Source organism: Burkholderia sp. NLJ2, from assembly GCF_049487195.1.
GTDB classification, from domain to species: domain Bacteria; phylum Pseudomonadota; class Gammaproteobacteria; order Burkholderiales; family Burkholderiaceae; genus Burkholderia; species Burkholderia pyrrocinia.
Map to the genome: position 1 here is coordinate 1657611 of NZ_CP137808.1, position 18392 is coordinate 1676002.

Genomic DNA, 18392 nt, shown 5'->3' on the forward strand with positions numbered 1-18392 from the left:
CTCAGGTGCGACCACCAGTAAGAAGATGGGCGTTCCGCCCATTTTTTTTTGCTGAAACGGTTAGGCATCTCGGGTAGCGCTTCCTGCGCCGGCTAAGGCGCGCGCCCGCGGGTGTAATCGCGAGCGGCGGGCGCGAACACCTGAGAGGACACAGTGCAACTGACGGAACTGATAGAAACCACGGTCACCGGGCTCGGCTACGAGCTGGTGGATCTCGAGCGCACCGGGCGCGGCATGCTTTGCATCTATATCGATCAGCCTGCCGGCATCTCGCTCGAAGATTGCGAAAAGGTCACGCGTCAGCTCCAGCACGTCTTGACGGTCGAAAACATCGATTACGAACGGCTCGAAGTCTCGTCCCCGGGGCTCGACCGCCCGTTGAAGAAGCTGGCCGACTTCGAGCGCTTCGCCGGCAGCGAAGTTTCCGTGACCTTGAAAAAGCCGCTGGACGGGCGCAAGACGTACCGGGGCATTCTGCACGCGCCGAATGGCGAAACGATCGGTTTGGAATTTGAGGGGAAGAAGGGCGAGGCAGCCATGCTGGATTTCACGCTGGCCGATATCGATAAAGCCCGCCTGATTCCGCAAGTTGACTTTAGGAGCCGCAAATAATGAGTCGCGAAGTGTTGATGCTGGTGGATGCGCTGGCGCGCGAGAAAAACGTCGACAAGGATGTGGTGCTGGGCGCCCTCGAGGCTGCGCTCGCGTCCGCTTCCAAGAAGCTGTTCGACGAAGGCGCCGAAATCCGCGTCCATATCGATCGCGAAAGCGGCGAGCACGAAACCTTCCGTCGCTGGCTCGTCGTACCCGATGAGGCTGGCTTGCAGGAGCCGGATCGCGAGATCCTGCTGTTCGAAGCACGTGAGCAGAAGCCCGACGTCGAAGTCGGCGAATATGTCGAGGAACCCGTTCCGTCGATCGAGTTCGGTCGCATCGGCGCGCAGGCCGCGAAGCAGGTGATCCTGCAGAAGGTGCGCGACGCGGAGCGCGAGCAGATCCTGAACGACTACCTCGAGCGCGGCGAAAAGATCATGACGGGTACGGTGAAGCGCCTCGACAAGGGCAACTTCATCGTCGAATCGGGCCGTGTCGAGGCGCTGCTGCGCCGCGACCAACTGATCCCGAAGGAAAACCTGCGCGTGGGCGACCGCGTGCGCGCGTACATCGCGAAGGTCGACCGCACCGCGCGCGGCCCGCAGATCGAGCTGTCGCGCACGGCTCCCGAGTTCCTGATGAAGTTGTTCGAGATGGAAGTGCCGGAAATCGAGCAGGGCCTGCTCGAGATCAAGGCGGCAGCCCGCGACCCGGGCGTGCGCGCGAAGATCGGCGTCATCGCGTACGACAAGCGGATCGATCCGATCGGCACCTGTGTCGGCATTCGCGGCTCGCGCGTGCAGGCCGTGCGCAACGAGCTCGGTGGCGAAAACATCGACATCGTGCTATGGTCGGAGGATCCCGCCCAGTTCGTGATCGGCGCGCTCGCGCCGGCCGCAGTCCAGTCGATCGTCGTCGATGAAGAAAAGCACTCGATGGACGTCGTCGTCGACGAGAACGAGCTGGCTGTCGCGATTGGCCGCAGCGGTCAGAACGTTCGCCTTGCCGGCGAACTGACCGGCTGGCAGATCAACATCATGACGCCGGACGAATCCGCCCTGAAGCAGGGTGAAGAGCGCGACCGGCTGCGTGCGCTGTTCATGGCGCGTCTCGACGTCGACGAAGAAGTTGCCGACATCCTGATCGACGAAGGCTTCACGAGCCTCGAAGAGATCGCTTACGTGCCGCTCAACGAAATGCTCGAAATCGAGGCGTTCGACGAGGACACCGTGCATGAGCTGCGCAACCGCGCACGCGACGCGCTGCTGACGATGGCCATCGCGAACGAAGAAAAGGTAGAGAACGCAGCGCTGGATCTGAAGAGCCTCGACGGCATCACGCCGGAGTTGCTCGCGAAGCTGGCCGAACACGGCGTGCAGACGCGAGACGATCTCGCGGAGCTTGCAGTGGATGAACTGGTCGACCTGACCGGGATGGAAGAGGATGCCGCTAAGGCGTTGATCATGAAAGCACGTGAACACTGGTTCCAGTGAGAAATGACCATGGCGCACTGATTTGATGGCGGCCGTATGGCCTGACCCGATGCTAACCGCAAGGAATCGGTCCTTGCACTAAGAGGAATGAATGGCGAGTAACAACGTAGCCCAATTTGCCGCGGAACTGAAAATGCCTGCTGGTGTGCTGCTCGAACAGCTGCAGGCAGCGGGCGTCCAGAAAGCGAGTGAAGACGATGCGCTGTCCGAAGCGGACAAGGCGCGTCTGCTCGATCATTTGCGCAAGTCGCACGGCGCAACCGACGGCGACAAGCGCAAGATCACGCTGACCCGCAAGCATACGTCGGAGATCAAGCAATCTGACGCGACGGGCAAGGCTCGCACCATTCAGGTCGAGGTCCGCAAGAAGCGCACGTTCGTCAAGCGCGACGACGTGAGCGATGGTGCGGAACAGGGTCAGGCGCAGGTCGCCGAAGCGGACGACGATGCAGAACTGAAGCGTCGCGAGGAAGAAGCGCGCCGCGAGGCCGAGCTGCTCGAGAAGCAGGCGCAGGAACTGCGCGAGCGCCAGGAGCGCCTCGAACGCGAGGAAGCCGAGCGCCGCGCCCGCGAGGAAGCGGCTGAAGCCGAGCGCCGTCGCGCCGAGGAAGAAGCGGCGGCGAAGCGTGCCGCTGCCGAAGCCGCTGCGGCGCAGCAGCAGGTGGCAGCGCAGCAGGCCGCCGCGGCCGAGCCGGAAGCGCCGAGTGCGCAGTCCGCGCAGGACGAAGCGCGCGCGGCCGCCGAAGCCCGCGCGGCTGCCGAACGTGCGGCGCAGCGCGAAGCGGCGAAGAAGGCCGAGGATGCTGCCCGCGAGGCGGCGGACAAGGCACGCGCCGAGCAGGAAGAGATCAGCAAGCGCCGTGCGGCCGCCGAGGCCGAAGCGCGCGCGATCCGCGAAATGATGAACACGCCCCGCAAGGCCGTGGTCAAGGCAGTCGAGCCGCCGAAGCCGGTCGAGCCGCCGAAGCCGGCTGAAGCGAAGGGCACGCTGCACAAGCCGGCGAAGCCGGAAGGCGCGCAGGCGCGTCCGGCGGTGAAGAAGCCGGCCGGCGCTGCTGCTCCGGCAACGACGCAGGCACCGGCAGGCGCGGGCGACCGCAACAAGAAGCCGGGCGCAGGCAAGGGCGGCTGGCAGGACGACGCGGCGAAGCGTCGCGGCATCAAGACGCGCGGCGATTCGAGCGGCGGCGTCGACCGCGGCTGGCGCGGTGGCCCGAAGGGTCGCGGCCGTCATCAGGACAGCGCATCGTCGTTCCAGGCGCCGACCGAGCCGATCGTGCGTGAAGTGCACGTGCCGGAAACCGTGTCGGTTGCCGATCTCGCGCACAAGATGTCGATCAAGGCCTCCGAAGTCATCAAGGTGATGATGAAGATGGGCCAGATGGTCACGATCAACCAGGTGCTGGACCAGGAAACGGCGATGATCGTCGTCGAGGAACTGGGCCACCGCGCGGTTGCCGCGAAGCTGGACGATCCGGAAGCGCTGCTCGTCGAAGGCGAAACGACCACCGATGCGGAGCAACTGCCGCGTCCGCCGGTCGTCACGGTGATGGGTCACGTCGACCACGGCAAGACCTCGCTGCTCGACCACATCCGCCGCGCGAAGGTTGCGGCGGGCGAAGCGGGCGGCATTACGCAGCACATCGGCGCGTATCACGTCGATACGCCGCGCGGCGTCATCACGTTCCTCGATACGCCGGGTCACGAAGCGTTCACGGCAATGCGTGCACGCGGCGCGAAGGCGACCGACATCGTGGTGCTGGTGGTGGCGGCCGACGACGGCGTGATGCCGCAGACGAAGGAAGCAATCGCCCACGCGAAGGCGGGTGGCGTGCCGATCGTCGTTGCGATCAACAAGATCGACAAGCCGGAAGCGAACCCCGATCGCGTCAAGCAGGAGCTGGTCGCGGAAGGCGTCGTGCCTGAAGAGTACGGTGGCGATTCGCCGTTCGTGCCGGTGTCGGCGAAGACGGGTGCGGGCATCGACGATCTGCTCGAGAACGTGCTGCTGCAGGCCGAAGTGCTGGAACTGAAGGCACCGGTCGAAGCGCCGGCCAAGGGCATCGTGATCGAAGCGAAGCTGGACAAGGGCAAGGGCCCGGTCGCGACGATCCTGGTGCAGTCCGGTACGCTGAATCGTGGCGACATCGTGCTCGCGGGCTCGGCCTACGGCCGCGTGCGCGCGATGCTCGACGAGAACGGCAAGCCGACGAAGGAAGCCGGCCCGTCGATCCCGGTCGAAATCCAGGGTCTGTCGGAAGTGCCGGGCGCGGGCGAGGAAGTGATCGTGCTGCCGGACGAGCGCAAGGCACGTGAAATCGCGCTGTTCCGTCAGGGCAAGTTCCGTGACGTGAAGCTCGCGAAGCAGCAGGCCGCGAAGCTGGAAAGCATGCTCGAGCAGATGGGCGAAGGCGAAGTGCAGAACCTGCCGCTTATCGTCAAGGCCGACGTGCAAGGCTCGCAGGAAGCACTCGTGCAGTCGCTGCTCAAGCTGTCGACCGACGAAGTGCGCGTGCAGATCGTGCACGGCGCGGTGGGTGGTATCAGCGAAAACGACGTCAACCTTGCAACGGCATCGAAGGCTGTCATCATCGGCTTCAACACGCGTGCGGATGCGCAGGCGCGCAAGCTCGCGGAAGCCAATGGTGTCGATATCCGCTACTACAACATCATCTATGACGCAGTGGATGAGGTGAAGGCGGCGATGTCGGGCATGCTGGCGCCGGAGAAGCGCGAAGTCATCACCGGTACGGTCGAGGTGCGCCAGGTGTTCAAGGTGCCGAAGATCGGCGCGGTCGCCGGCTGTATGGTCACGGACGGTATCGTCAAGCGCTCGTCGTCGGTTCGCGTGCTGCGCAACAACGTCGTGATCTTCACGGGCGAGCTCGAATCGCTGAAGCGCTTCAAGGACGACGTGAAGGAAGTCAAGCAAGGCTTCGAGTGCGGCATGTCGGTGAAGAACTTCAACGACATCGTGGAAGGCGACCAGTTCGAAGTCTTCGAAGTGACCGAAGTCGCGCGTACGCTGTAATCGTCGCGTATCGGCTCATGGGCGGGGCAGGCTTGGGCTTGTCCCGCCCATTTTTCATGGCGGTCCGCCAAAAGGCGGCCGCATTATCCTGATAAACGAATCAGGGATCGATCATGTCCAGGAAACGTACTTCCCCCAATCGCAACGTTCAGATCGCCGACCAGATTCAGCGAGATCTGTCCGAACTCATCATGCGCGAGGTCAAAGACCCGCGCATCGGCATCGTGACCATCCAGAGCGTGGAGCTCACGCCGGACTACGCACATGCGAAGGTCTACTTCACGGCGCTCACCGGCGATCCGGAAAAGACGCAGGAGGCGCTGAACCATGCGTCCGGTCACCTGCACAACCTGTTGTTCAAGCGCCTGCACATTCACACGGTGCCGACGCTGCATTTCCACTACGACCAGACGATCGAGAAGGCCGTGGAAATGTCGCGCCTGATCAAGGAAGCGAACTCGACGCGTGCGAAGGACGACGACGAGGCCGACGCGCCCACCAAGGACGACTGAGCTCGACCGGCCTATGACGAATGCAGCATCCCAACGTCCGCGCGTGCCCCGGCGCACGCTGGACGGTGTCCTACTGCTCGACAAGCCGATCGGCCTGTCGAGCAACGACGCGCTGATTCGCGCGAAGCGGCTGCTTCTCGCGAAGAAAGCCGGCCACACCGGCACGCTCGACCCGCTGGCTTCGGGCCTGCTGCCGCTGTGTTTCGGCGAGGCGACGAAGTTTTCGCAGGATCTGCTCGAGGCCGACAAGACCTACGAAGCGACGATGCGTCTCGGCCTGCGCACGACCACCGGCGACGCGGAAGGCGAAGTGGTCGACATGCGGCCGGTCGAATGCGACCGCGCAGCGGTGGAAGCCGCGCTCGTGCGCTTCACCGGCGAGATCGTGCAGGTGCCGCCGATGTATTCGGCGCTCAAGCGCGACGGCAAGCCGCTGTACGAATATGCGCGCGCAGGCCAGACCGTCGAGCGCGAAGGCCGCAACGTGACGATCCATGGGCTCGACCTGCTCGCCTGCGAACTGCCCGACGTGACGTTTCGCGTGACCTGCAGCAAGGGCACTTATGTGCGCACGCTGGCAGAGGATATCGGCGAGGCGCTCGGTTGCGGTGCGCATCTGACGATGCTGCGCCGCACGGGCGTCGGCGCGCTGACGCTCGAGCATGCGGTGACGCTCGATGCGCTGTCGGACGCCGACGAATCGGCGCGCGATGCGTGGCTTCAGCCGGTCGATGCATTGCTGTCGACGTTTCCGTCGGTTCGTCTCGACGACGCGGGCGCGAAGCGGTTCCTGCACGGCCAGCGCCTGCCGCTGTCGGAGCTTAGCCCGATCGATGCGGCCGACGGCGAGCGCGTGCGCGTCTACGACGCGACGCGGCTGCTCGGCGTGGCGCGCAAGGCAAACGGTGTGCTTGCGCCGGAACGGCTCGTCGTGACGGCCGCCTGATGCAGCGGCGCGAGCGCGCCGTCGGAGCAAGAAAAAGCCCGGTCGATTTCGACCGGGCTTTTTGTTTGGCGCGCGGTGGCGCGGTGTCGGGTGGCGCTCAGTGCGCCGCCGATGCCGCCGCACCGGCATCGCCGCCGCCCGCGCGTTCGGGCTTCGTGATCCAGATCAGCGCAATCAGCAGCACGAAGATCGCCGCCGAGATGTAGAACAGGTCGTTTACGCCGAGCTGCGCCGCCTGCTGCGTGGCCAGGTTGTTGATGAGGCCATGCGCCTGGTCCTGCGTCAGCCCGAGATTGCCCATCTGCGTGACGGCCTGGTTGAACGTCGGGTTGTACACGTTCGTCTGCTCGACCAGCTGCGCGTGGTGGAAGTTGTTGCGATGATCCCACGCAGTCTGGAAGATCGACGTGCCGATGCCGCCGCACATGATCCGCACGAAGTTCGACAGACCGGACGCCGCCGGAATGCGGTGGCCGGGGAGGCCGGACAGTGTGATCGACACGAGCGGAATGAAGAAGCCGGCCATCGCGACACCCTGCACGAGCGTCGGCAGCGTGAGCGACCACTCGTCGACGCCCGTCGTGTAGCCCGATCGCATCCAGAAGCACAGTGCGAATATGAGAAACGCGGCGGTCGCGATGTAGCGCGGGTCGGTGCGCGGCAGGAACTTGCCGGTCAGCGGCGACAGCAGGATCGCGAACAGCCCGACCGGCGCCATCACGAGGCCTGCGTCGGTCGCCGTGTAGCCGATCTGGGTCTGCAGCCACAGTGGCAGCAGCACGAGGTTGCCGAAGTAGAGCCCGTAACCGACCGCCAGCGCGATCGTGCCGCCCGTGAAGTTGCGCCGGCGGAACAGCGACAGGTCGACGACGGGGTGCTCGGCGGTCAGTTCCCAGATCACGAAGAACGCGAACGAGATGATGGCGATCAACGCGAGCGCGACGATCGTCGTCGATGCGAACCAGTCCAGATCCTTGCCCTTGTCGAGCATGATCTGCAGCGAGCCGACCCACAGCACGAGCAGCGCAAGGCCGACGCCGTCGATCGGCGCGCGGCGCACCGTCGATTCGCGCGTGCGATAGATCGACCACGTGGCGAGCGCGGCGGCGATGCCGACCGGGATGTTCACGTAGAAGATCCACGGCCACGAGTAGTTGTCCGATATCCAGCCGCCGAGGATCGGGCCCGCGACCGGCGCGATCAGTGTTGTCATCGACCATAGCGCGAGCGCCATCGGCGCCTTCGCGCGCGGATAGCTCGACAGCAGCAGCGACTGCGATAGCGGAATCATCGGCCCCGCGACCGCTCCCTGGAGGACACGCGACGCGAGCAGGAACGGCAGGCTCGGCGCGAGCCCGCACATCCAAGACGAGATGACGAACAGGATGATCGACGCGAGGAACAGGCGGACCTGCCCGAAGCGGTCGGTCAGCCAGCCCGTCAGCGGCACCGAGATCGCGTTCGCGACCGCGAACGACGTGATGACCCACGTGCCCTGGTCGGATGACACGCCGAGGTCGCCCGAGATGGTCGGGATCGCGACGTTCGCGATGGACGTGTCGAGCACGTTCATGAACACCGCGAGCGACACGGCGATCGTCCCGAGCACGAGTTGCCCGCCCTGCAAGGGCGGGTAGGAGACAGGAGCTTGTGCCATGTCGGTTGTTTTTCCGGAGTCGGAGCGGTTACATCATCTTCGCGGCGCTGCCTTGCTTCGCCGCGACCGGCGCCGACGCATTGCCGCCTGCGTTTTCGGCGATGATGCGCGCGATTTCGGCGTCGGCTTCGTCGCCGTACTTTGCGAACACGCTGGTCTCGTAGACGGTGTTCGGTGCGTTGACGAGCTGGTTGCCGCGTTCGTCCTTGATGTCCACGTCGACCTGCATCGACAGACCGATGCGCAGCGGATGCTTGTCGAGATCCTTCGGATCGAGTTCGATACGCACCGGCAGGCGCTGCACGACCTTGATCCAGTTGCCGGTCGCGTTCTGCGCCGGCAGCAGCGAGAACGCCGAGCCCGTGCCGGCCGAGAAGCCGACGACCTTGCCGTGGTACACGGCCGACGAGCCGTAGATGTCGGCCGTCAGTTCGACCGGCTGGCCGATGCGCATGTGCTTGAGCTGGACTTCCTTGAAGTTCGCGTCGACCCACACGGCATTCAGCGGCACCACCGACATCAGCGGCGTGCCCGGCGACACGCGCTGGCCGACCTGCACCGAGCGCTTCGCGACATAGCCGGTGACCGGCGCGGGCAGCACGTTACGCGCATTCGCGAGGTAGGCGTCGCGAACCTTCGCGGCTGCGGCGAGCACGTTCGGGTGCGATGCGATCGTCGTGTTCGCGGTCAGCGCACGGTTCGATGCGAGCTGCTGCTGCGCGCCATCGAGCGACGCCTGCGCGGCCTTCACGGCGTCGCGTGCGTGCGAGATTTCTTCCTGCGATACCGCGCCCGTCTGCGCGACGGCCATGCGGCGGCGCAGGTCGTCGTCGGCCTTCGACAGGTCGGACTGGCGCAGCGCGACCTGCGCGCGGTACTGGTCGTCGTTGACGAACAGGCCGCGCACCTGGCGCACGGTCTGCGCGAGGTTGGCTTCCGCCTGCTGCAGCGCGACCTGCGAATCGGCCGGGTCGAGCACGACCAGCGGGTCGCCGGCCTTGACCGTCTGCGTATCGTCGGCCTTCACGGCGATCACGGTGCCGGTGACCTGCGGCGTGATCTGCACGACGTTGCCGTTCACGTACGCATCGTCGGTCCCTTCATGGAAGCGGGCAACGAGGAAGTAGTACAGGCCGTACGCGATGGCCGCGATCACGATGACCGCGACGAGCAGCGTCATCATCCGTTTGCGCTTCCCGTTGCTTTGCGACTGCGCGCTGGCGGCGTTTTGTTGAGGGTCGCTCATGGCGATTTTCTCCGTCCGTTATTTCGAGTGTCTGCGTAGTGGTGGCGCCGGTTCAGTTGGCGGCCTGTTTTGTCGGCTTGTCGGCGTCGGGTGCGGCGAGCGGCGTGCCGGTCGCGTCGAATCCGCCGCCCAGCGCCTTGATCAGCGCGAGCTGCATGTCGCGCCGGCGCATCTTCAGGTTGGTCACCGTCTGCTCCGATGCGAGGCGGTTGCTGTCCGCGGTCAGCACCTGCAGTTGCGGCGACAGGCCGGCCTTGTAGCGGATCACGGCGAGGTCGTACGCGCGCGTCGACGCGTCGAGCGCGCGTTGCGCGTCGCCCATCTGGCGATCGACCGCGCGGATCGACGCGACCTGCGTCGCGACGTCGTTCAGCGCGCTGATCAGCGTCTGGTTGTAGTTCGCCACCGACAGGTCGAAGTCCGCATAGCGGCCCTTGAGCTGGGCGCGCAGCGCGCCGCCGTCGAAGATCGGCAGGTGGATCGCCGGGCCGAACTGTGCCTGGCGGCTCGCGAAGTTCAGGAATTTGCCCCAGCCGAACGCGTCGAAGCCGAAGCCGGCCGCGAGGTTCACGTCGGGGTAGAACTCGGCCTTCGCTTCCTTCACGTCGTGCATCGCGGCCTCGACTTGCCAGCGCGCGGTGACGATGTCGGGGCGGCGCGAGACGAGATCGGCCGGCAGGTTGCCGGGCAGTGCGACCTCGCCGCTCGGGTTCATCACGGGTGCCGCGATCTGCAACCCGCGATCCGGACCCTTGCCGAGCAGCGCGGCGAGCTGGTAGCGCACCGTCGTGATCTGGCCGTCGAGATCCGACAGCGAAGCCTGCGTCGTCGCGATATTGCCGCGCGCCGTCTGGCGTTCGACGTTGGTGTCGAGGCCGGCCGAGACGCGGCCGTCGGTGATCTTGCCGACCGTCTCGCGGTTGGAGATCTCGTGTTGCGCGATGTCGCGCAGCGCATAGAGTTGCGCGAGCGAGTTATAGGTACGCGCGACCGACGACGCGAGCGTGATACGTGCCTGCTGCATGTCGGCTTCGGCGGCCTTTGCCTGCGACACGGCGGTGTGCAGGCGTTCGCGGTTCTTGCCCCACAGGTCGAGTTCCCACGATGCGCTCGCAAGCGCGTTGTTCTCGCTGTACCACTGGCCGCCGAACGGGGGCGGGAACAGCGCGTTCGACGAATACAGCTCGCGCGTCCACGAATAGCTGGCTTCGGCCTTCGGCAACAGGTTCGAACGCGACGATTCGATGTACGACGATGCCTTCGCGATACGCGCCTGCGCCTGCGCGATCGACGGATTGCCCTGGAGGGCCTCGTCGATCAGCTTGGGCAATTGCGGATCGCCGAACTGGTTGGCCCAGTCGAGCGCCGGCCACTGGCCGCCCTGGGCCGGCAGGCTCTGCGCGGATTCGAATTGCGACGCGGGGGCGATCTGCTTGTCGCTCTTGATGCCGATGTAATTTGCGCAGCCCGCCAGCGCCAGTGCGGTGACCGCCGCGGCGACGGCAGCGCGGCACGACCCGGCGTGCACGGACAACGGGGAGGATTTCATCGCGCTGACCCCTGACTCGGAATGAATGATGGACACTGCAAGGATTTCCTTACATTAATCTGTCAAAAGTAATTGTTATGGCAACTATTACGTGATGCTGCCGCCGGCCGTCTCGCAATAGTTGCTGAGAATGCGGCGCAGCATGCTCTTCAGGAACCCGACTTCTTCCGGCGTAAACCCGTCGAGCACCTGGTCGAGCACGCTGCGGAAAATGGGCGGCAGCCGCTCGGCCAGCGCGCGGCCTTCGTCGGTCAGTTCGAGGCGCACGACCCGCCGATCCTCGATGCTGCGCACGCGGGACAGCAGGCCGCGTTTCTCGACCCGGTCGAGCAGGCGCGTGACCGCGCTCGCGTCGATCCCGTATTCGCGCGCGAGCTCGGCGGCCGTCGAGCACTTGCCGACCGCGATCATGAACAGCATGCTCGCCTGCGTGCCCGTGATGCCGAGCTCTTCCTGCGTGCGTTGCGTGACGAGGTTGGTCATCACGGACTTCACGCGCGACATCAGATAACCGACGCTGTCGTTCATCTGATAGGTGGACAGCGGTGAAACGGGCGGTTGAGTAGGAGAATCCGACATAAAACCCTGAAGCTGCAATAGTTGACTAGGCAGCAGTATAGGCACAATTGCTTGCCGCGGCAAATGTTAATCGAACGACAAGGCGCGCGCTTCGTGTTGCAAGAATCCCTTGTGCCGATAAGGTTTTTCGGCCTGCCGGCGACAGGGCCGTCGGCCGATGTGTGCGTTCGCGGGGAGGGCGGGTCTGCCCGGTTTGCTGCGTCGCAACGGGCCGGTCAGCTCTCGTCACTCTCACGTGCTATAATTTGTGGCTTTCCAAGCTGCAATGCGCGCGCCCGTGAAAAACGAGCGGGCGCGTTTGCGCGTTCAAACGATTTCCAGGTTTCTATGACCCGCGCCCTTCGCAACATCGCCATCATCGCCCACGTCGACCACGGCAAGACTACGCTCGTCGACCAACTGCTCCGCCAGTCCGGCACCTTCCGCGAGAACCAGCAGATTGCGGAGCGGGTGATGGATTCGAACGACATCGAAAAGGAGCGCGGGATCACGATTCTCGCGAAGAACTGCGCGGTCGAGTACGAAGGCACGCACATCAACATCGTCGACACGCCGGGGCACGCGGACTTCGGTGGCGAGGTGGAGCGCGTGCTGTCGATGGTCGACTCGGTGCTGCTGCTCGTCGACGCGGTCGAGGGCCCGATGCCGCAGACGCGCTTCGTCACGAAGAAGGCGCTCGCGCTCGGCCTGAAGCCGATCGTCATCGTCAACAAGATCGATCGTCCGGGCGCGCGGATCGACTGGGTCATCAACCAGACGTTCGACCTGTTCGACAAGCTTGGCGCAACCGAAGAGCAGCTCGACTTCCCGATCGTCTACGCATCGGGCCTGAACGGCTATGCGTCGCTCGACCCGGCTGCGCGCGAGGGCGACATGCGCCCGCTGTTCGAGGCGGTCCTCGAGCACGTGCCGGTCCGCCCGGCCGATCCGGAAGCGCCGCTGCAGCTCCAGATCACGTCGCTCGACTATTCGACGTACGTCGGCCGGATCGGCGTCGGCCGCATCACGCGCGGTCGCATCAAGCCGGGCCAGCCGGTCGTGATGCGCTTCGGCCCGGAAGGCGATGTGCTGAACCGCAAGATCAACCAGGTGCTGTCGTTCACGGGCCTCGAGCGCGTGCAGGTCGAGTCGGCCGAAGCGGGCGACATCGTGCTGATCAACGGTATTGAAGATGTCGGCATCGGCGCGACGATCTGTGCGGTGGATACGCCGGAAGCGCTGCCGATGATCACCGTCGACGAGCCGACGCTGACGATGAACTTCCTCGTCAACTCGTCGCCGCTCGCCGGTCGCGAAGGCAAGTTCGTGACGAGCCGCCAGATTCGCGACCGCCTGATGAAGGAACTGAACCACAACGTCGCGCTGCGCGTGAAGGACACCGGCGATGAAACGGTGTTCGAAGTGTCTGGGCGCGGCGAACTGCACCTGACGATTCTCGTCGAGAACATGCGCCGCGAAGGCTACGAGCTGGCCGTGTCGCGTCCGCGCGTCGTGATGCAGGAAATCGACGGCGTGAAGAACGAGCCGTACGAGCTGCTGACGGTCGACGTCGAAGACGAGCACCAGGGCGGCGTGATGGAAGAACTTGGTCGCCGCAAGGGCGAAATGCTCGACATGGCGTCGGACGGCCGTGGCCGTACGCGTCTGGAATACCGGATCTCGGCGCGCGGCCTGATCGGCTTCCAGAGCGAATTCCTGACGCTCACGCGCGGTACGGGCCTGATGAGCCACATCTTCGACTCGTACGCACCGGTCAAGGAAGGCTCGGTCTTCGAGCGCCGCAACGGCGTGCTGATCTCGCAGGACGACGGCGCAGCCGTGGCGTACGCACTGTGGAAGCTGCAGGACCGCGGCCGCATGTTCGTGAAGCCGGGCGACGCGCTGTATGAGGGCATGATCATCGGCATCCACAGCCGCGACAACGACCTCGTCGTGAACCCGATCAAGGGCAAGCAGCTGACCAACGTGCGTGCGTCGGGCACCGACGAAGCCGTGCGTCTGGTGCCGCCGGTCCAGATGTCGCTGGAATACGCAGTCGAATTCATCGATGACGACGAACTGGTCGAAGTGACACCGCAGTCGATCCGTCTGCGCAAGCGCCACCTGAAGGAGCACGAGCGTCGCCGCGCGAGCCGCGAAGGCGCGGTCGACTGAGTGTTTCGACCGTTCCCATGCATCACGGAAAAGGCTGCCTTGGGGCGGCCTTTTTTGCATCTGCGCGATGCGCAATCGGGCTGTCTGCAAAACACTGTTCCCACGGGTTGTGGCAATCCGGCAAAACCCCGCCACGCGGTGCTTTCAGGCAGATTTCGCCGTGAACTTTGGTATCGGTTCTGTGATATGCTGCGCGCACGCAAGTTTTAGGTCCTTCCAAGCAAGACTTGATTCGCAATCCGCTAAACGGTCAGGCCGTGTCGCGGAAGGTTGAGCAACCCGCTATTTCTCGAGAAGCTCGAAGAAAGGTGAGCGTAAAATGTCAGATGTAATGAAGCAGTTTCAGCTGAACTCCTATCTGTTCGGCGGCAATGCTTCGTACGTTGAAGAACTGTACGATGCATACCTCAACAATCCGGCGTCAGTGCCAGAGAACTGGCGAGAGTATTTCGACGCGTTGCAGAATGTGCCTGCAACGGACGGTTCGAATGCCAATGACGTCGCGCATTTCCCGATCGTCGAGTCGTTTGCCGAGCGTGCGAAGGCCAATGCCTTCATCCCGCGCGAAAGCGGCACCAATCTGGCTGCGGCGCGCAAGCAGGTTCACGTCCAGTCCCTCATCAGCGCATATCGCTTCCTTGGTTCGCAATGGGCCAATCTGGATCCGCTGAAGCGTCGTGAACGTCCCGCCATTCCCGAACTCGAACCCGCGTTCTACGACTTCTCGGAAGGCGACCTCGACCAGACGTACAGCGCGAGCAACCTGTATTTCGGTTTCGACCAGGCTTCGCTGCGCGACATCGTCAAGGGTCTGCGCGACACGTATTGCGGCACGATCGGCGCCGAGTACATGTACATCAGCGATCCGGAGCAGAAGCGCTGGTGGCAGGAGCGCCTGGAATCGACCCGCGCGACGCCGAATTTCTCGGCAGGCGAGAAGAAGCACATCCTGAATCGCCTGACGGCCGCTGAAGGCCTCGAGCGCTACCTGCACACCAAGTACGTCGGCCAGAAGCGCTTCTCGCTCGAAGGCGGCGAAAGCTTCATCGCGTCGATGGACGAAGTCGTCCAGCACGCGGGCAAGCGCGGCGTGCAGGAAATCATCATCGGCATGGCCCACCGCGGCCGTCTGAACGTGCTGGTCAACACGCTGGGCAAGATGCCGGCCGACCTGTTCGCCGAATTCGAAGGCAAGCACGTCGACGACCTGCCGGCCGGCGACGTGAAGTACCACAAGGGCTTCTCGTCGGACGTGTCGACGCAAGGCGGCCCGGTCCACCTGTCGCTCGCGTTCAACCCGTCGCACCTCGAAATCGTGAACCCGGTGGTCGAAGGTTCCGCGAAGGCGCGGATGGACCGTCGCGGCGACGAAGACGGCCTGCAGGTGCTGCCGGTGCAGATCCACGGCGACGCGGCCTTCGCGGGCCAGGGCGTCGTGATGGAAACGCTGAACCTCGCACAGACGCGCGGTTACGGCACGCACGGCACGCTGCACATCGTCATCAACAACCAGATCGGCTTCACGACGTCCGACCCGCGCGATGCGCGTTCGACGCTGTACTGTACCGACGTCGTCAAGATGATCGAGGCGCCGGTGCTGCACGTGAACGGCGACGATCCGGAAGCCGTGATCCTCGCGACGCAGATCGCGATCGATTACCGGATGCAGTTCCACAAGGATGTCGTGATCGACATCGTCTGCTTCCGCAAGCTGGGTCACAACGAGCAGGACACGCCGGCCGTCACGCAGCCGCTGATGTACAAGAAGATCGCGCAGCACCCGGGCACCCGTGCGCTGTACGCCGAGAAGCTCGTGCAGCAGGGCGTGATCACCGCGGAAGACGCCGACAACTTCGTGAAGGCGTACCGCAAGGCAATGGACGACGGTCACCACACGGTCGACCCGGTCCTGTCGAACTACAAGAGCAAGTACGCGGTCGACTGGGTTCCGTTCCTGAACCGCAAGTGGACGGATGCAGCCGACACGGCCGTGCCGCTCGCCGAACTGAAGCGCCTCGGCGAACGCATCACGACGGTCCCGGAAAACTTCAAGGTCCACCCGCTCGTCGAGCGCGTGATCAACGACCGCCGCAACATGGCGCGCGGCGACCAGCCGCTCGACTGGGGCATGGGCGAGCACCTCGCGTTCGCGTCGCTCGTCGCATCGGGCTACTCGGTGCGCCTGACGGGCCAGGACTCGGGCCGTGGCACGTTCACGCACCGTCACGCGGTGCTGCACGACCAGAACCGCGAGCGCTGGAACGACGGCACGTACGTGCCGCTGCAGAACATCGCCGAAGGCCAGGCGAAGTTCACGGTGATCGACTCGGTGCTGTCGGAAGAAGCGGTGCTCGGCTTCGAATACGGTTACTCGACCGCCGAACCGAACACGCTCGTGCTGTGGGAAGCGCAGTTCGGCGACTTCGTCAACGGCGCGCAGGTCGTGATCGACCAGTTCATCTCGTCGGGCGAAGTGAAGTGGGGCCGCGTGTCGGGTCTCACGATGCTGCTGCCGCACGGCTACGAAGGCCAGGGTCCGGAGCACTCGTCGACCCGTATCGAGCGTTTCCTGCAACTGTGCGCGGATCACAACATGCAGGTCGTCCAGCCGACGACGCCGGCGCAGATCTTCCACCTGCTGCGTCGCCAGATGATCCGCCTGTTCCGCAAGCCGCTGATCGTCGCAACGCCGAAGTCGCTGCTGCGTCACAAGGAAGCGGTGTCGGACCTGTCGGAACTGGCGAAGGGTTCGTTCCAGCCGGTGCTGGGCGAAACCGACGGCGGCATCGACGCGAAGAAGGTCAAGCGCGTGCTGGCATGCTCGGGCCGCGTGTATTACGACCTCGTCGCACATCGCCGCGAAGCGAAGGCGAACGACGTCGCGATCATCCGTATCGAGCAGCTGTATCCGTTCGCGCACAAGCAGTTCGAAGCCGAAATGAAGAAGTACGAGAACGCGACTGAAGTGGTCTGGGTGCAGGACGAGCCGCAGAACCAGGGCCCCTGGTTCTACGTCGAGCACCATCTGAAGGAAGGCATGAAGGAAGGGCAGAAGCTGGCATACAGCGGCCGTCCGGCTTCGGCCTCGCCGGCGGTTGGCTACTACGCGAAGCACTACGAGCAGCAGAAGGCACTGATCGAAGGTGCTTTCGGCCGCCTGAAGAGCGCATCGATCGCGAAATAACCGACGGAAGCGAAACGGGAAGGCGCGCTGCGCTTTCCCGTCTCTTTTGGCCCGCCGGGCGCGTCGCGCGCCGCACCGGCCGAAGGAATCGCACGAACCTCGTCACACCCCAGATTAAGCATCCAGGAAAATCACATGGCTATCGTAGAAGTCAAAGTCCCCCAGCTTTCGGAGTCGGTTTCGGAAGCCACCATGCTGCAGTGGAAGAAGAAGCCGGGCGAAGCAGTTGCGCAAGACGAAATCCTGATCGAACTCGAGACCGACAAGGTCGTGCTCGAAGTGCCGGCACCGGCCGCGGGCGTGCTCGCGCAAGTGCTGCAGAACGACGGTGACACGGTGGTTGCCGATCAGCTGATCGCGACGATCGACACCGAAGCGAAGGCAGGCGCCGCCGAAGCAGCGGCGGGCGCCGCCGAAGTCCAGCCGGCAGCAGCGCCTGCTGCAGCCGCGCCGGCAGCACAGCCGGTCGCCGCAGCGGCATCGTCGGCCACCGCATCGCCGGCCGCGTCGAAGCTGCTGGCCGAGAAGGGCCTGTCGGCGGGCGACGTCGCAGGTTCGGGCCGCGACGGCCGTGTCACGAAGGGCGACGCGCTGGCTGCAGGCAGCGCACCGAAGGCCGCACCGGCCGCCGCACCGGCCAAGGCCGCTGCGAAGCCGTCGCTGCCGGACGTGAAGGTGCCGGCGTCGGCGACGACCTGGCTGAACGACCGTCCGGAACAGCGCGTGCCGATGTCGCGCCTGCGTGCGCGTATCGCCGAGCGTCTGCTCGAATCGCAGCAGACCAACGCGATCCTGACGACGTTCAACGAAGTCAACATGGCTCCGGTCATGGAGCTGCGCAACAAGTACAAGGACAAGTTCGAGAAGGAACATGGCGTGAAGCTCGGCTTCATGTCGTTCTTCGTGAAGGCGGCCGTGCATGCGCTGAAGAAGTTCCCGCTCGTGAACGCGTCGATCGACGGTAACGACATCGTCTACCACGGCTATTTCGACATCGGTATCGCCGTTGGCTCGCCGCGCGGCCTCGTGGTGCCGATCCTGCGCAACGCGGATCAACTGAGCCTCGCCGACATCGAGAAGAAGATCGCCGAGTTCGGCCAGAAGGCGAAGGACGGCAAGCTGTCGATCGAGGAAATGACGGGCGGTACGTTCTCGATCTCGAACGGCGGCGTGTTCGGCTCGATGCTGTCGACCCCGATCATCAACCCGCCGCAGTCGGCCATCCTCGGCGTGCACGCGACGAAGGAGCGTCCGGTCGTCGAAAACGGCCAGATCGTGATCCGTCCGATCAACTACCTCGCGCTGTCGTACGACCACCGGATCATCGACGGCCGCGAAGCCGTGCTGTCGCTCGTCGCGATGAAGGATGCGCTCGAGGATCCGGCACGCCTGCTGCTCGATCTGTAAGCCAGGTTCACTGCATTGACCCGCTCCGCACGGGTGCGCG

12 protein-coding genes are annotated in these 18392 nt (G+C 64.6%); 8 read left to right on the forward strand and 4 right to left on the reverse strand.

Annotation, left to right across the window (positions count from 1 at the left end):
* Window positions 1–153 precede the first annotated feature (153 nt).
* From rimP to truB, 5 genes are all read left to right on the forward strand, one after another.
* Window positions 154–612 carry a ribosome maturation factor RimP gene (gene rimP / locus R9B84_RS07615; protein WP_011351796.1) on the forward strand — a complete coding sequence of 153 codons (459 nt, stop codon included), beginning with the start codon at window positions 154–156 and terminating at the stop codon, window positions 610–612.
* A complete protein-coding gene (nusA, locus tag R9B84_RS07620; RefSeq protein WP_048020756.1) occupies window positions 612–2087 on the forward strand; it encodes a transcription termination factor NusA in 1476 nt (491 codons plus the stop codon). Before rimP ends, nusA begins: the two co-directional genes overlap by 1 nt.
* Window positions 2088–2178: 91 nt before the next feature.
* Window positions 2179–5118 carry a translation initiation factor IF-2 gene (infB, locus tag R9B84_RS07625; protein ID WP_423759824.1) on the forward strand — a complete coding sequence of 980 codons (2940 nt, stop codon included), beginning with the start codon at window positions 2179–2181 and terminating at the stop codon, window positions 5116–5118.
* Between the two features lie 113 nt (window positions 5119–5231).
* Window positions 5232–5630, forward strand: a complete 399-nt coding sequence (gene rbfA / locus R9B84_RS07630) for a 30S ribosome-binding factor RbfA (protein WP_034184029.1) — start codon at window positions 5232–5234, stop codon at window positions 5628–5630.
* Between the two features lie 13 nt (window positions 5631–5643).
* On the forward strand, window positions 5644–6576 hold the full coding sequence (truB, locus tag R9B84_RS07635; protein ID WP_423759825.1) for a tRNA pseudouridine(55) synthase TruB: 933 nt from the start codon (window positions 5644–5646) through the stop codon (window positions 6574–6576).
* A gap of 97 nt (window positions 6577–6673) precedes the next feature.
* Here truB and R9B84_RS07640 read toward each other — a convergent pair whose 3' ends face one another.
* The 4 genes from R9B84_RS07640 to R9B84_RS07655 form a co-directional block, all read right to left on the reverse strand.
* On the reverse strand, window positions 6674–8233 hold the full coding sequence (locus tag R9B84_RS07640) for a DHA2 family efflux MFS transporter permease subunit (RefSeq protein ID WP_423759826.1): 1560 nt from the start codon (window positions 8231–8233) through the stop codon (window positions 6674–6676).
* Between the two features lie 28 nt (window positions 8234–8261).
* A complete protein-coding gene (locus tag R9B84_RS07645; RefSeq protein WP_423759827.1) occupies window positions 8262–9479 on the reverse strand; it encodes an efflux RND transporter periplasmic adaptor subunit in 1218 nt (405 codons plus the stop codon).
* Between the two features lie 52 nt (window positions 9480–9531).
* Window positions 9532–11028, reverse strand: coding sequence for an efflux transporter outer membrane subunit (locus tag R9B84_RS07650; RefSeq protein WP_423759828.1), 1497 nt, complete (start codon window positions 11026–11028; stop codon window positions 9532–9534).
* Between the two features lie 87 nt (window positions 11029–11115).
* Entirely contained in the window at window positions 11116–11607 is a 492-nt protein-coding gene (locus R9B84_RS07655; RefSeq protein WP_423759829.1) for a MarR family winged helix-turn-helix transcriptional regulator, read from the reverse strand.
* Between the two features lie 327 nt (window positions 11608–11934).
* Between R9B84_RS07655 and typA the strand changes: the two genes are divergently transcribed.
* The 3 genes from typA (at window position 11935) to odhB (ending at window position 18352) form a co-directional block, all read left to right on the forward strand.
* Entirely contained in the window at window positions 11935–13761 is a 1827-nt protein-coding gene (typA, locus tag R9B84_RS07660) for a translational GTPase TypA (RefSeq protein WP_321792041.1), read from the forward strand.
* A 319-nt stretch (window positions 13762–14080) separates the two neighbouring features.
* Window positions 14081–16945: a 2-oxoglutarate dehydrogenase E1 component gene (locus tag R9B84_RS07665; RefSeq protein ID WP_423759830.1), complete on the forward strand. Its 2865-nt coding sequence runs from the start codon at window positions 14081–14083 to the stop codon at window positions 16943–16945.
* A 135-nt stretch (window positions 16946–17080) separates the two neighbouring features.
* Window positions 17081–18352 (forward strand): 2-oxoglutarate dehydrogenase complex dihydrolipoyllysine-residue succinyltransferase, encoded by a 1272-nt coding sequence (gene odhB / locus R9B84_RS07670; RefSeq protein WP_047900528.1) that lies wholly within the window; start codon window positions 17081–17083, stop codon window positions 18350–18352.
* Window positions 18353–18392: the final 40 nt, after the last annotated feature.

Bases quoted from the DNA above. Each gene is read 5' to 3' on its own strand.
- nusA (WP_048020756.1), top strand. From the start codon at position 612: ATGAGTCGCGAAGTGTTGATGCTGGTGGATGCGCTGGCGCGCGAGAAA.
- infB (WP_423759824.1), top strand. From the start codon at position 2,179: ATGGCGAGTAACAACGTAGCCCAATTTGCCGCGGAACTGAAAATGCCT.
- rbfA (WP_034184029.1), top strand. From the start codon at position 5,232: ATGTCCAGGAAACGTACTTCCCCCAATCGCAACGTTCAGATCGCCGAC.
- truB (WP_423759825.1), top strand. From the start codon at position 5,644: ATGACGAATGCAGCATCCCAACGTCCGCGCGTGCCCCGGCGCACGCTG.
- R9B84_RS07640 (WP_423759826.1), bottom strand. From the start codon at position 8,233: ATGGCACAAGCTCCTGTCTCCTACCCGCCCTTGCAGGGCGGGCAACTC.
- R9B84_RS07645 (WP_423759827.1), bottom strand. From the start codon at position 9,479: ATGAGCGACCCTCAACAAAACGCCGCCAGCGCGCAGTCGCAAAGCAAC.
- R9B84_RS07650 (WP_423759828.1), bottom strand. From the start codon at position 11,028: ATGAAATCCTCCCCGTTGTCCGTGCACGCCGGGTCGTGCCGCGCTGCC.
- R9B84_RS07655 (WP_423759829.1), bottom strand. From the start codon at position 11,607: ATGTCGGATTCTCCTACTCAACCGCCCGTTTCACCGCTGTCCACCTAT.
- typA (WP_321792041.1), top strand. From the start codon at position 11,935: ATGACCCGCGCCCTTCGCAACATCGCCATCATCGCCCACGTCGACCAC.
- R9B84_RS07665 (WP_423759830.1), top strand. From the start codon at position 14,081: ATGTCAGATGTAATGAAGCAGTTTCAGCTGAACTCCTATCTGTTCGGC.
- odhB (WP_047900528.1), top strand. From the start codon at position 17,081: ATGGCTATCGTAGAAGTCAAAGTCCCCCAGCTTTCGGAGTCGGTTTCG.